This is a genomic window from Pseudoalteromonas sp. T1lg24 (assembly GCF_002964745.1).
Lineage (GTDB): Bacteria > Pseudomonadota > Gammaproteobacteria > Enterobacterales > Alteromonadaceae > Pseudoalteromonas > Pseudoalteromonas spongiae.
This window is the reverse complement of sequence record NZ_PQCB01000006.1, coordinates 652,486-666,575: the sequence shown is the minus strand read 5'-3', so window position 1 is coordinate 666,575 and position 14,090 is coordinate 652,486. Positions and strand designations below refer to the sequence as shown.

Sequence of the window (14,090 nt, the reverse complement as noted above, 5' to 3'; positions counted from 1 at the left end):
TTTATGAACCCAAAGTCATGGATCTTAATATTCTTCGGCACTATCTTTTTTATATTTACTTCTGTAGAAGCTTTAAAGAATCTATTTCCTATTTCTCAAAATGTTACACAATTTAAAGCGAGAGAGTTAGAAAGGGCTAACACGTCATTTTACACTTCAGTCTTCTTGAGTTCGAGTATAACTCATGGTGCTATGGGAGATGATGTTTTCAGATATCGAAATATAGCAAACTTAACGACTGTTGCTCAAACTACTTCTGTCGGTAATTATTTTTTGCTTAAAAGGGCATTTGCGAAAAATAACAAAATCAATACTGTTTTTTTCTTTTATATGCCTGAAATGCTCTCGTATTCTATTAGCTCTAAAAATGGAAAAATGAAGTCTTACTTTAGAGATGTATTTCAAAATGAATCAGAAATGCTGGAGCTAGCGCCATATATAGATAAAGATAACCCCGTAAAGAGTTATTTCAATCAAACCTCTCTATATTTAAACAATGTAAAATTCTGTTTGTTTGGTGGGGGGCGTTGTTATACACCTAGAGAAGTAGAGGCAGTTGAAGTATTGGCAGCCCCAATTGAGTACGAAAAAGTTTTTCAAAGTGATATGGCAATTAAGCAAATAAATTATAGAAAAAGATTGCTTAAAACGGTTCAATTAGAGGAAGTCCAACGTATCTTTATCGATAAAATGATTCAATTTTCTAAAGATAATCACTTGAAGTTAGTTTTTGTTTTGGAGCCGTTACCAGCCCAAGTTTATAAATCTTACATTTTATCCCCCCAATTTGATGAATTGGTTGACATAACTAGAAGCTCAGGTATTGAATTCATAGATACAAACAACATAACAAACTTTGAGGCAGAATTCTTTTATGATGGAAGGCATTTAGCACAAGGTAAAAATACAGATTCTTATCAGTCACTCATTTTTAGTTACTTATTGGACTCATCGGCGAACATTAGTTATGGCAGCATTAAAGATGATCTGATGACATTAGAGCTGTATTGGAAAAGTCCAAATGGTGTGAAAATAAATCACTATGAAAAAAACGGAGTGGGGTTGAGCTTTCTAAATAGTGGAGGATCTTCTTACGGTGTCACATCTGTTGATATTAGAGCTGGAGAACGCTTGAAAGCTAACCTGAACATCAAAGCAAGTAAAAATATAAAAGCGAGGATTTTCATTGCTAGACATTGTTCAAAGAAACCTTTTGAAGGTGATTATATAGAAGCTGTTTTGACTGAAGAAGCGCAAACTTTGTCTTTGGAACATAGCTTTGTGCAAGACTATCAATGTGCTCGATTGCAAGTGGATATACCGAAAAGTGACACCGCAGTAGATGTTCAATTGAGTGATGTGTCTCTTATTAAGATATGAGTTCGTTTATGAGTTACATCCAAACAGGTTGAATTTTATATATTTCAATGGATGTAAACAAGTTATAGGTCGATTTTTTAGTTTAGGTAATAAAGAATCGAAATTAAAGCAAAACGCAATTAGGTAGATAATATTCATCGAATATTATTTTAACGGTATTAAATTTAAAGGATATTTAGGTGCTCAATATAGGTTTCATTGGTTTTGGTAAAATGGGGCAAATTCGTGCTGAAGCGCTTGCTAAAACGGAAAAGGCAAAAGGGTTAGTTGTTTTCGAACCAAATCTAATAGGGGAATGTGAATTCTTAATCGCTAACTCAGCTGAAGATGTTATCAATAACGATGATGTTGATGCGGTATGTATTAGTGTGCCAAATGCATTTAATTTCGAATATACATTAGGCGCATTAAACGCAGGAAAACACGTATTTTGTGAAAAGCCACCTGCATTTACATCTCAACAGGTAAGAGAGATCCGTCTTGCTGAAAAAGCGTCAGGTAAAAAATTAATGTATGGCTTTAATCACCGACACCATGGTGCGGTGATGAAAATGAAAGAACTAATCGATTCTAACAAGTACGGCAAAGTATTATGGATGCGTGGTCGATATGGTAAAAGTGTTGACGAGTCGTACTTTGAAACTTGGCGAGCCAATAAAGAGCTAGCTGGTGGCGGAATTCTTTTTGATCAAGGCATTCACATGCTTGACTTGTTTTTGCATATAGGCGGCACATTTGATCAAGTGCATGCATTTGTTTCAAGTCTATATTGGAAAATGGAAGGAATGGAAGACAACGTTTTTGCTATTATGAAAAATTCAAAAACGGGTATGGCGGCATCATTACATTCAACTATGACTCAATGGAGACACCTTTTCTCACTGGAAGTGTTTTTAGAGTCAGGCTATATGGTGCTAAATGGCCTGAAAACAGGTTCAGGCACATATGGTGATGAAATTCTAACTGTAGCTAAAAACCGTTCCCAAGCTCCTGCTGCAACATGGGATGACGAAGAGCGTTTTCTGTTTGAGACAGATAGCTCCTGGGATTCAGAAGCAGAGCATTTTATCTCGGCAATATGTAACGACACTCCAATTAGCATTGGTACATCTCATGACGCATTGCAGGTAATGGAGCTGATTGAAGACATTTATGAAAATGAGCACCACGAATCAGAGTCGTTAAATACACACTTAAAACCAATTCAATAAATATACAATGAGGAAACTAAAATGAATGAGCGTTCATTTTTAAAGGACTATTTTGCTGAGTATGAAAAACTAGCATTTAGCGAAGATAACTACGAAAACTTGATAGCATTTAAAGAATTAGCTTTAGCGGTTAAACATGAAAATAAAAAAATGATGTTTGCTGGTAATGGCGCGAGTGCAGCTATTTCTGCACATGGTGCGGTAGACTTCACTAAACAGGGTGGTGTTAGAGGTATAACATTTAACGAAGCAGACTTAATTACCTGTTTTGCCAATGATTATGGCTATGATATGTGGATGGCAAAAGCGGTAGAGTTTTATGCAGACCAAGGTGATGTTGTTGTTTTAACAAGTGTGAGTGGTACGTCACCAAGCGTGGTTGAAGCAGCAAAGTTAGCGAAAGCAAAAGGCTTAAAAGTTGTAACCTTTACCGGTAAAACTCCAGACAACGCGTTACGTCAATTAGGAGATATTAACTTTTGGGTTGATAGTTGTGCCTACAATATAGTGGAAGGTATTCATATGATGTGGTTAACAACTGTCGTAGATCTTGTAATCGGAAAAGCTGAGTACTCGGTTTAATACTATGGATGATCATGTTGCGTTAGAAAAATTGTTCCAAGATTCAAGGTTAGGCCAGGAAGTTACAGTTAACGACACTGGCGATTTTGACTTAGGATATGCATACAGAATACAAAACTCTATATCAAAAAGTAAGTTTATAGGTGCATGGAAACTTGGGGGCACAACGGATTTAACCCGCAAATTATTTAAAACTGAGTCTGTTTATTATGGCGCAATTGAAAGTAAATTTGTTTTTAATGCCAGTGATGTAGTGCTTCCTAAATTTATAGAGCATCCTGTTGGTGAACTGGAAATTACATTTAAGCTGAGCCGCGAAGTTGAAAATCTAGCACAATTTGATTTACGTAGTGAGCCTATTGATACTTTTATCGAATCCGTATTACCTTCAATTGAGATGCCATGGTCACAATTTCCTTTGCCTGAAGCAGGGTTAAATGTGTTAGTAGCAGATTCATGTGCTGCAGGGCTATTAATTTTAGGTGAAGAATATAGTTGGAATGGTGATACAGCAATTCAACTTCCTTGTCAGTTGAATGGTAATGAGTGTTTAGTAGAAGGAAATGTGAATAATATTGTAATGACACCTTCAGGTGCATTAAGGGAATTTCTTTTACTGGCTAAGCAACATCAAGTGAGTTTACGACAAGGTCAATATGTCGCTACTGGAGGCTGTACCGCTTGTGTACCTTTGCCTGTCAATGAGGTGTTGACGGTGACGTTTCAAGAATTAGGTGGATTTAGTTTTAAGTTGTTGGGTGAATAAAAATGTTTTCAGTATATTCGCCTGTTCTTCATGAGTTATCACAGTTAGTTTTAGATACCTTTAATGCCGAGAAAAATTCGGTAAAAGCATCACAAAAAGATAAACATGACTATGTTACCAATGTCGATAACGTACTCCAATCGAAGATTATTCGTTTTCTAAATAGCAAATTTCCTGAACACGATGCATACGGCGAAGAGGCAATGCCGAAGGAACTTGAGTTGGCAAAACCAACTTGGGTTATTGACCCTTTAGATGGCACATCAAACTTTCTATTTGATGTACCTTTTTATGGTTGCTCGCTTGCGTTAATTGTCGAGGGTGGTGTTAAAGTTGCGTTTGTAATGGATTTTATCAACCAGGAAGTGTTTACAGCATTTCGCGGTGAAGGTGCTTTTTTAAATGGTGTTAGATTAAATAGTATCGAAAGCCAAAGTGACTATATTGGTGTTAGCAGTGGTTATTTACAACATCTTGCATTACACAATCCAGGCTACTTACTTACTTTAAGGCAAAACGGCAAGTTCAGGATTTTAGGCTCTCAGGCGTTGCATTTATGTTATGTTGCATCTGGGCGCTTTAAGGCATGCATTAATTATGAAGCAAAAATTTGGGATGATATTGCCGGAGCATTAATTATTGAAGAGTCGGGAGGCTACTATTGTAGTGAAGTCGGCTTTTCAACTCGTAATATATCTTTAAAGCGTATAGAGCAAAATCTGCAAAGTGCCGCATTTATATCAAAAGAATTAATAGAGTCTGGCGAGTTCAAGACCAAAGGTAATTCAGTTTTTAAGGTTCAATAATGTCAAAAACAATCGCAATGATCCCTGCAAGAATGGGAAGTCAAAGGTTAAAAAAGAAAAACTTATGTGAATTGGAGGGAGTGCCTTTAATCACTCGTGCTATAAGGAAGTGTAAAGAAGCTAATTGTTTTGATGAAATTTGGGTCAACTCAGAAAATGTTGAATTTAAAGCAATTGCCGAGCAAGAAGGGGTTAATTTTCATAAACGCCCAGAAGCTTTAGGCGATAATAATGCAACGAGTGAGCAATTTGTTGCTGAATTTCTACAAAGTCATGAATGTGAGTATTTACTTCAAGTTCATTCAATAGCGCCACTATTATCTACCTCTGAAGTCGAGTCATTTACTAAAGAGTTTGTGGCCTCTGAAGCTGATGTATTCCTATCGTGTATTGAAGATCAGATTGAAGTGTCATATCAAAACGTACCTGTTAACTTTACATTTAATGAAAAAACTAACTCGCAAGACTTGAAACCTCTCCAACGTATCACTTGGAGCATTACAGGATGGAAACGAGAAACATATTTACAAGCAATCGCCGATGGTAAATGTGCTACTTATACGGGGAATGTAATGTTTTTTGCGGTAGATCCTATTTCAGGGCATGTAATTAAAACACAGCAAGATTTAGATATTGCTGAAGCATTACTTAAGGTACTGAAAAAATGATGCGAGTACTTGTCACAAATATCATGATGCTCAATGAGCAAGAACGATTTTCTAAAGAAATCAAGTCATTAGGTTATGAGCCAGTATTTATGCACACTGAGCAGTTTTTTACTGAAAGTGAGCTACTAGATGTAGTTGGTGATTATGATGGGTGGTTAGCGGGTGATGACCAAATAACAGAGCAGGTTTTAAAGAAAGCACTTCCAAGGTTAAAGGTTATTTCTAAGTGGGGAACCGGAATTGACTCTATCGATTTAAATGCGGCAAAAGAGCTTGGAATTCCTGTACTTAACAGCCCAGGTGCATTTAAAGACGCTGTTTCTGAAGTTGCAATTGCTTACATGCTTAATCTATCACGCCATGTTGTATCGATTGATCGCAGTATAAGACAAGGTAACTGGCCTAAACCCGCTGGCGTTGGTTTAGTAAATCGCAAACTAGGCATTATAGGTTTTGGTGCGATAGGTCAAGGTGTGGCGGAACGTGCTTTAGGCTTGAAAATGGACGTGGTCGCATATGATAGTCAGATACAAGAATCTTTAGCAGATTATCCGCAAGTAAATATGTTGTCGTTCGATGACGTTGTTGCGCAGTCGGATGTTGTCTGCTTGTGTTGTAATATGTCACCTGAAAATGTTCATATGATCAATGAACAAGTTATCGAAAAAATGAAAGATGGTGCATGTATCATCAATGTCGCCCGAGGGCCATTGATAGATGAAAGTGCATTGATAGCAGCTTTAGAATCAAAAAAATTGAGTAGTGCTGGTCTTGATGTATTTGAAGTTGAGCCTTTACCAGTGAATAGCAAATTATTCAGTTTTGATAATGTTATTTTAGGTTCACATAATGCAAATAACCTAGTGTCAGCAACTGAGTATGTACATAGCAATACTCTTAAAAATTTGGCGAAAGTATTAGGTTAGCATTTGAAATTTAAACAGTTCGGCAGTAAAAATAAGGCTATCGAAGCACTGGCATCTAGGTTGGCGCTTTTCGTCGATGAGTTTCGGCTTGATAGAAAAATAACTATTTTAGTAAGTGGGGGGAATACCCCCTTGCTTATCTATAAAGAGCTTTTAACCAAGTATTCTGCGGTAGATTGGAGTAAGTGCTGTTTCATTATGGTAGACGAGCGCTATGTTCCATTTGAATCGAGTCGAAATAATGCAGGAAGCTGTTTTAGAGAGTTTGTACAGCAAGTAAAAATTGAGGATTTTATTTACCCTGATACACGAATGCCTTTAGAGGAATCAACGGTGCAATTTAGTCATCAGGTTAAAGCAATCCTTGACCGAGGTGGAATAGATCTCGCACTACTAGGTACCGCACCTGATGGTCATGTTGCGTCTATTTTTCCAAATTCAGAACCAGTAGTCGTACACGATATTGCATTTGCGTGTAAACATGACTCTCCTGAGGAGTTCAGAGTTTCGCTCGACTTGGCCAGCATAAACTTATCTCACGAAATATGGGTGATGGCTTTGGGTGAAGAAAAGCAGGGGATTTGTGAAAAAGCGAAAAGTGACTCTTTCAATCTGCCTGTTTTATGCTTGGATAAACAGAAAACTACTTGGTTTTGTGCTTTTTAGTCATGTTGAATTTTCTTTATAGCTTAATGCTTGAATCAGGTGTACCAATACAGCGTTGGCAAAAGGACTTAGTTAAGTTTAAGAATATTCATAAAGGCAAAACATGTGTATTGGTTGGAAATGGGCCAAGTGTTAATTACCATGACCTATTGCAATTGAATCAATTGAATTTAATCACTTTCGTTTTTAATCGATTTCATAAGGTTTATGACGAGATTGAGTTTGAGCCAACGTACACATTAAGTATAGATCCAAGCTTTATCGATGATTTTTTTGAAGAGTTACTCGAAAGTTCAAAAGGAACTCTGTTTATTGGTCATCATCAATACCTCCCTGTAATGCAAGGTTTTAAATGGATAAGAGTCAAAGATACGGAGGTGTTTGAATTTGGCGAAAATCCACTGAAATCAATTTCACCTGGCGGTAGCGTTGTTGTTGCTGCAATTCAGTTAGCTTATTACATGGGATGTAAAGATATATATTTATATGGGATTGATCATTCATTTCATATTGCAAACAATGCCGAGAATAGTAACGGAAAAGTGCAAGGGGAAGGGAATCACTTTATTAAAAACTACCGCAGTAATAAAGCTTGGTTTCCGCCTGATACAGCTAAGATTGAACAATCATTTATCACTTGTTTAAATAAGATTAACAGTGAAAATGGAAAACTAATTAATATTTCGCGAGAATCTAAACTACCCAGGGTTCCGCGAATGGATTTTAACGATTTTATTGAAACTTATACAGATAATTAGAGATAGTAATGAAAACAGCAATTATAACTGGAATTACAGGGCAAGACGCCGCTTATTTAGCTGAACTTCTATTAGAAAAGGGTTATAAAGTTTACGGTACATATCGCCGTACTAGTTCTGTAAATTTTTGGCGTATCGAAGAGTTGGGTATTGAGAATCACCCTAATTTAGAGCTTGTAGAATATGATCTAACAGACTTATCCGCAAGCATTCGCCTATTACAAATGAGCGGTGCAGACGAAGTTTATAACTTAGCTGCGCAGAGCTTTGTTGGTGTATCATTTGATCAACCGCTCACCACAGCTGAAATTACAGGGATTGGACCTGTTAATTTGCTAGAGGCAATTCGGATCGTTAATCCTAAAATTCGATTCTATCAGGCTTCTACTTCTGAAATGTTTGGTAAAGTGCAAGAAATTCCACAAAAAGAAACAACACCATTTTATCCACGTAGCCCATATGGCGTTGCGAAATTATATGCGCACTGGATGGTGATAAATTATCGTGAATCCTACGATATTTTTGCAACTAGTGGCATTCTTTTCAATCACGAATCTCCACTGAGAGGCCAAGAGTTTGTTACTCGTAAAATTACTGACAGTGTTGCGAAAATTAAGCTAGGTAAACAAGAAGTGTTGGAGCTTGGAAATATGGATGCTAAGCGAGACTGGGGCTTTGCGAAAGATTACGTTGATGGCATGTGGCGAATGCTTCAAGCTGATAAGCCTGATACGTATGTTCTTGCGACAAACCGAACTGAAACAGTACGCGATTTTGTTACTATGGCATTTAAAGCTGCAGATATTCAGCTTGAATGGCGCGGTAAGGACGAACAAGAAACAGCAACAGATGTCGCAACAGGTAAGGTAGTCGTTAAAGTAAACCCTAAATTTTATCGACCAGCAGAAGTCGACTTGCTAATTGGTGACCCGGCAAAAGCGAAAAACGACCTTGGCTGGGAACCACAAACAACCCTTGAAGAGCTTTGCGCTATGATGGTTGAGGCTGATTTACGTCGTAATAATGCTGGTTTTTCGTTCTAATGCGAATTTTGGTAACTGGAGCGTTTGGTTTTACTGGCCGCCATTTTATTGCGCAAGCTCAGAAGCAAGGCCACGAATGTGTAGCATTGAGCAATAAAGAACATTTGGAATTTGTGGGCATTAAAACCATTGTTTCTGATTTAACGGATAAAGAAGCTCTTGTTACAAGGCTAAAGACAGAGCAGTTTGATGCCGTTGTGCATCTGGCTGCTATATCATTTGTTGCCCATGGAAATATTAATGAGATTTACGATACAAACCTCATCGGAACAATCAACCTTGTTGATGTAGTTAATCAGCTCTCATCAAAGCCCGTTCACTTTGTTATTGCAAGTTCAGGCAACATATACGGGAATGCAAAACAATTACCCATCGTAGAAGAGAGTGAGTTTAATCCAGCAAACGATTATGCAGCGTCGAAATGTGCTATGGAAATGGCGCTGAAAGTACGCTCTCACAACACTACGATAACGGTTGTTAGGCCTTTTAATTACACTGGAGCTGGCCAGGCTGAACACTTTTTGATCCCTAAAATTGTGGCTGCGTTTAATCGCGGTGATACATCGATTGAACTTGGCAACCTTGATGTTTCAAGGGATTTTACAGATGTTAGAGACTTAGTGACTGCTTATCTTGCACTGCTTGAAACACGTCAAGAGGGGATCTTTAACGTTTGTAGTGGTGAAGCTACATCTTTAACTAACATAGTAAAAATGTGTGAAAAGTTATCTGGCAGAAGTATAGAAGTTACGGTGAATCCAGCATTTGTGCGCAGTAATGAAGTTAAAGTGCTTTATGGCGATGATAGAAAATTACGCCGTGCCATTGGTGATTATCGTAAATATTGTATCGAAGAAACACTTGCTTGGATGCTATTAGAACAATGAAAGTGATTTTAGGGTGTGATCCTCTATTAGCTCCGTTGACAGGTATCGGAAACTACACACAACAAATAGCGAAAGGACTTGCTTCATCTAAACGTGTTGATGAATTTAAGCTATTTGCTCATGGGAAGTTCTTTTCCGATGATATTTACGCTGATAACAAAATTGATACAGTTTCAATTTCTAACTCTTCTACATTGTTAGCTCAAGCTCGAAGTAGCTTGGCAAAGAGCGAATTAGCAGTGTCTGTTTATAGTAAGGTGGTGCCGTTAATCGAAAAAGTTAAACTAACGGGCTATCAAGACTTTGTTTTTCATTCCCCCAATTTTATTTTGCCTAATTTTTCAGGTAGAAAAATTGTTACGATCCACGATTTATCAACATTAAAGTTTCCTCAATTTCACCCTGCAAGTAGAGTGAAATTCGTAAACGCTGCAATTGAAAGAGCTGTTAAAAGTGCAGAGCATTTTATTACAGATACAGAGTTTATTCGAAATGAGTTGATTCATTATTTTGGTTTACCGGCAGAAAAAGTTTCAGCAATTCCGCTAGCTGCCTCAACACATTACAGTGTTAAGAGCAAAGGAGCTTGCACCCAAGTCTTAAGTCGCTTTGATTTGCATTATCGAGGTTTCTTTTTATTCGTTTCTACAATAGAACCAAGAAAGAACTTGATGACTATACTAGAGGCTATGGAAGCATATTCGAGCTTAAACAAACATTATTTTCCTTTGGTCATAGTTGGAGGCAAAGGATGGAATAGTGATGCTATTCATACCAAAATAGAGCAGTTGCAGCGCAAAGGGGTTGTACGTTACTTTGGGTATGTTGAACAGCATTACTTAGAAGTATTGTTTTCCTCTGCGAAAGCGCTTGTGTTTCCGTCGCAATACGAAGGATTTGGGTTACCTGTATTGGAGGCAATGCAATCTGGTACACCAGTGCTTACGTCGTGTGATAGTGCTATGTCTGAAGTTGTGGGGCAAGCTGGAATTTTAGTTCAACACGAAGATCCTAATGATATTAAGCTGGGACTCGTAAAATTGTCGTATGATGATGAATTTGTGACTAGTATTACGCACAAAGGGTTGAGTAGAGCGAGAGAGTTCTCGTGGAAGAAAACAGTCGAAAAGACACTTGATGTATATGAAAAAAGGGCTTAAGCCCTTTTTTCATATACTGTTTTAGTTTGATTCAGACACTATTTTTTGTAGTAATTCTAATTCAACTTGTTGGGCTTTTATTGCTTCAATAAGTAATGGCACTACACGAGAGTAGTCAACTGATTTAGCATCAACACCATTTTTCTCATACGCAACGATTTCAGGTAAAATCTCACCAACTTCTTCTGCTATAAAACCGATATCCGATTTTCCGCTATTTTTCCAATCATATGTTACGCCGCGCATCGACATAACTTTCTCTATCGCATTTTCAATTGTTTGGATGTTTGTTTTCCAGCGGCGAGAAGAGTATGTGGTCCATGCGTCTGCAATTGGATCAGTTGCAGAACCTTGAACAACCGTCAGTATATTCGTAGCATCGCGTTGACCTAGCGCTAAGCCCGCACCAGAACCATCAAAACTACCAATTAGGTTTGCTTTACCATCGAAAAATACCGTATCTCGGTAGTAGCCTGTTCCAGCTTGGTGGCCTTTATAATTAAGTGCTATTCCTGCATTGTCAGACTCATCATTTAAACCGGGTTAATAGTATGTCCGATAAAGTAAGTGCTGAACCTTGATTCTTCACCAATGAGCAAGCCTATATCTGATGAACTACCGGTTCCATAAGGTGTGGCGATATTGACGCGGCCAGAACTGGAAACCGAAAGGCGCGACACACCACCGGTTGTTTGTACATCAAATAACCCACTTGGCGTGTACCCGTTGTCGATATTTACACCTACATTACTTGAAGGGTCAATTAAAAAAGCATGGTTGTTAGCGTTTGACGAATGTGCAACATCAAACTGACCATCAGGTGAACTAGTTCCAATACCTATGTCACCATCACCAGCTATATCTAGCGCACTTTCAGGAGCGCCTGGGCGAATTCTAAATGATAACTTACTGCCATTAGTGACATCGCGAACGAAGAAGTTTGCTTCGTTACCCGCAATATCCCAAGTTTGTGCTGTAAAGCCATCAGAACCATCTTGCTCTAAACGTAATGTAGGGGTGTTTCCCTCTACTACATGAAGGTCTACTGCAGGGTTAGCTGTTTTGATACCAATGTCACCATCAGCTTCAACATAAAGAGCGTTTGCAGGTGCACTCGCTTCAACTCTGAAAGGAATGCGACCAGCTGTAGAATCTTCAATAGCTAAATAGTTTGCCCCACCATTTGATGAGTCATTTGCAACAATTCGCCAGTCGTTTGAAGGGAAAGATGCTGAATTACTAGTATCTTGAAAGTGCAGGCGTAGATTGTTTTCTTTTAGGCGAAGTGTATCAAAGCCAAAATTTTCACCATTTACACAATCGTTACCTACACATACGCTAAACGTGACGATCAAATCATCCAATATTTGCTGATCTGCATTGGCATTAACACTCGCGAAAAGCGCTGCTGATAGCGCGCTTGTTTTAAATAGTTTACTTGTTTTCATTATTGTGTTCCTACTTCAAGCCGAGTGTTAATTTAGGTGACTTTTCATTGGTACTTTCAAAGGTTTTTACGGAAAAATTCTCGGTTGTAAACTTCCCATTTTGAACGTCTGTCTTACTGAGGTAACCGCGTGCATCATCTGAACGACCATTGTTCATCGTATCTTTGATTTCTTTTAAGTATGAAACAGCTTTAATTTGATAATTAAATGTACCGTCTACCGGCAAATTTAAGGTGCTGATATCTAACGTTGGAGTATCTGTTTCAAAGGACTTTGAAAATCCATCAGGGCCAGAAACAGAAATGATGTATTTGTCATAATGTTTTTGTGGCGTAAAGTCTATGTGGTTCGATGACTTAGTTACATCAATACGCTCAGATTTTGCTTGCTGTAATTTAATTATTTCTGCATTTGCTAGTGCGCTGCCACTGGCAATAGCGCACGATAAAAGCAAGATTTGCTTGCTGTACATTGTTCGTTCCTCTACGTTTGGGTTTTTTCCAAACGTATTGGGAGACGTTTGAAAAACACGACTATTTATTATTATTAATAGTTATTTATTAGTTTAACAAATATTTACAATTGTGAAATAATAGAATGATAATTTATTGGTCTGAACAGTGTGAGTTTCAAACCATAGTTCTAGATTTAACGTTCAAATCATAGTGTACCGCTTTAGTTAAACTATGATGATGAATCTTGTCTGATTTAAGTGTTAGTTAAACACATCAGAGGTGCTTAACTAACATCTTTTGTCCTTACGGCTTATTTAAACTTAAAGTTATGAATAACCTCTTCGAGCTTTTTATTAAGTAGTTGTTTATCGGAGGTTTTGCTTAACCCCTGAATTAATAAGAACTTTCCATTTTGGCTCGATGTTATTTGAGATATCCACACTTGTTTCCCATTTTTAACAGCGCTGGCTTCACTTACAATGGCAGGAATGTTGTCAAGTTTAATGGGTTTGTGGTGTTTAACTTCTACATCACTAAAACTCTTACTTTGTTTTAATAGGTGTTCACTTAATGACTCAGTACTTTCAATGTCCTGGCTTAGTCGTCCATGGCTGATTACAATGCTGGCGTTATTAATATTTAGAGGCAAAAAAACAACGGAATTAAGAGACCTTTGTGTTAGCTTTAAATCGCTCGTTGGCTTTACCATAAAAGGTAACCCTGTATATACTCTTAAGCTATTTTCAGTGTTAACCGACATGCTGAGCAAGCTTTGCTTGATAGCTTGTTTATGATTTAAAGAAGAACCTTCTGGGTAGCTGGCTTTGATTTTCAGGCTTGATAGCTTGTCGCCAGAAATTAACCATAACTCTTCGTAATATGTACCAGCAATTAGTCGGCGAAGGGTTAACAATAAACACTTGGCACCCTTTATCTCTACTTGCTCAGTTTTGGCTAACTGAAGTTGCTCTCTCAATAATGATTCCTTTGTAAGGGTGGCTACATATATTGTGTAAGGGATTTCAACCTCTTGTATTTTGATTCTTGAAAATGTTTCTTCTTGTACGAAGCCATAATGCTCTTTAGTTAACTTAAAGCCAAGAGGGGCTGTCAACTGGACCTCTAGACCTTGGCTAACTACAAATGTTTGTGGTGAAGATGCTTTATATTGCTGGTCAGATGTGCTGTTGCAGCCCGATAAAACAGTTATGAATGCGGCTATAGCCAGCGTGATTAAAGGCCTCATTGTTTACAACTTAATTATTTCATACTTAGTGCGTAGATTAGCAAAAAATATTCTTTGTGAATAGATTGTTAAGTCATTAGCTATCGTC

16 protein-coding genes are annotated in these 14,090 nt (G+C 37.8%); 12 read left to right on the top strand and 4 right to left on the bottom strand.

What is annotated here, in order from left to right:
- The first annotated feature begins 3 nt into the window (after positions 1-3).
- From C2M30_RS06140 to C2M30_RS06085, 12 genes are all read left to right on the top strand, one after another.
- Complete coding sequence (locus C2M30_RS06140) at positions 4-1,380, top strand: hypothetical protein (RefSeq protein WP_105171026.1); 1,377 nt, start codon at positions 4-6, stop codon at positions 1,378-1,380.
- Between the two features lie 179 nt (positions 1,381-1,559).
- Entirely contained in the window at positions 1,560-2,591 is a 1,032-nt protein-coding gene (locus C2M30_RS06135; RefSeq protein ID WP_105171025.1) for a Gfo/Idh/MocA family protein, read from the top strand.
- 21 nt (positions 2,592-2,612) lie between these two features.
- Positions 2,613-3,173: a D-sedoheptulose-7-phosphate isomerase gene (locus C2M30_RS06130; protein ID WP_105171024.1), complete on the top strand. Its 561-nt coding sequence runs from the start codon at positions 2,613-2,615 to the stop codon at positions 3,171-3,173.
- Positions 3,174-3,177: 4 nt separating this feature from the next.
- Positions 3,178-3,939 (top strand): hypothetical protein, encoded by a 762-nt coding sequence (locus C2M30_RS06125; protein WP_105171023.1) that lies wholly within the window; start codon positions 3,178-3,180, stop codon positions 3,937-3,939.
- Between the two features lie 2 nt (positions 3,940-3,941).
- Positions 3,942-4,745: an inositol monophosphatase family protein gene (locus C2M30_RS06120; protein ID WP_105171022.1), complete on the top strand. Its 804-nt coding sequence runs from the start codon at positions 3,942-3,944 to the stop codon at positions 4,743-4,745.
- Positions 4,745-5,413 carry an acylneuraminate cytidylyltransferase family protein gene (locus C2M30_RS06115; protein ID WP_105171021.1) on the top strand — a complete coding sequence of 223 codons (669 nt, stop codon included), beginning with the start codon at positions 4,745-4,747 and terminating at the stop codon, positions 5,411-5,413. Before C2M30_RS06120 ends, C2M30_RS06115 begins: the two co-directional genes overlap by 1 nt.
- Positions 5,410-6,339: a phosphoglycerate dehydrogenase gene (locus tag C2M30_RS06110; protein ID WP_105171020.1), complete on the top strand. Its 930-nt coding sequence runs from the start codon at positions 5,410-5,412 to the stop codon at positions 6,337-6,339. The genes C2M30_RS06115 and C2M30_RS06110 overlap by 4 nt, the downstream gene beginning before the upstream one ends.
- A 3-nt stretch (positions 6,340-6,342) precedes the next feature.
- A complete protein-coding gene (locus tag C2M30_RS06105; protein WP_105171019.1) occupies positions 6,343-7,005 on the top strand; it encodes a 6-phosphogluconolactonase in 663 nt (220 codons plus the stop codon).
- 2 nt (positions 7,006-7,007) lie between these two features.
- Positions 7,008-7,763 (top strand): 6-hydroxymethylpterin diphosphokinase MptE-like protein, encoded by a 756-nt coding sequence (locus tag C2M30_RS06100; protein WP_105171018.1) that lies wholly within the window; start codon positions 7,008-7,010, stop codon positions 7,761-7,763.
- A gap of 8 nt (positions 7,764-7,771) precedes the next feature.
- Entirely contained in the window at positions 7,772-8,806 is a 1,035-nt protein-coding gene (gene gmd, locus C2M30_RS06095; RefSeq protein WP_105171017.1) for a GDP-mannose 4,6-dehydratase, read from the top strand.
- The gene (locus tag C2M30_RS06090; RefSeq protein ID WP_105171016.1) at positions 8,806-9,693 is read left to right on the top strand and encodes a GDP-mannose 4,6-dehydratase; all 888 of its coding nucleotides are present in this window, start codon (positions 8,806-8,808) and stop codon (positions 9,691-9,693) included. Before gmd ends, C2M30_RS06090 begins: the two co-directional genes overlap by 1 nt.
- Positions 9,690-10,853 (top strand): glycosyltransferase family 4 protein, encoded by a 1,164-nt coding sequence (locus C2M30_RS06085; RefSeq protein WP_105171015.1) that lies wholly within the window; start codon positions 9,690-9,692, stop codon positions 10,851-10,853. The genes C2M30_RS06090 and C2M30_RS06085 overlap by 4 nt, the downstream gene beginning before the upstream one ends.
- Before the next feature lie 21 nt (positions 10,854-10,874).
- Here the strand turns inward: C2M30_RS06085 and C2M30_RS21700 are convergent, their stop codons facing one another.
- From C2M30_RS21700 to C2M30_RS06065, 4 genes are all read right to left on the bottom strand, one after another.
- Entirely contained in the window at positions 10,875-11,186 is a 312-nt protein-coding gene (locus C2M30_RS21700; protein WP_267894191.1) for a tail fiber domain-containing protein, read from the bottom strand.
- 200 nt (positions 11,187-11,386) lie between these two features.
- Positions 11,387-12,301: a hypothetical protein gene (locus tag C2M30_RS06075; protein WP_105171013.1), complete on the bottom strand. Its 915-nt coding sequence runs from the start codon at positions 12,299-12,301 to the stop codon at positions 11,387-11,389.
- A gap of 10 nt (positions 12,302-12,311) precedes the next feature.
- Complete coding sequence (locus C2M30_RS06070; protein ID WP_105171012.1) at positions 12,312-12,773, bottom strand: hypothetical protein; 462 nt, start codon at positions 12,771-12,773, stop codon at positions 12,312-12,314.
- A gap of 293 nt (positions 12,774-13,066) precedes the next feature.
- Positions 13,067-14,002 carry a DcrB-related protein gene (locus tag C2M30_RS06065; RefSeq protein WP_105171011.1) on the bottom strand — a complete coding sequence of 312 codons (936 nt, stop codon included), beginning with the start codon at positions 14,000-14,002 and terminating at the stop codon, positions 13,067-13,069.
- Positions 14,003-14,090 lie beyond the last annotated feature (88 nt).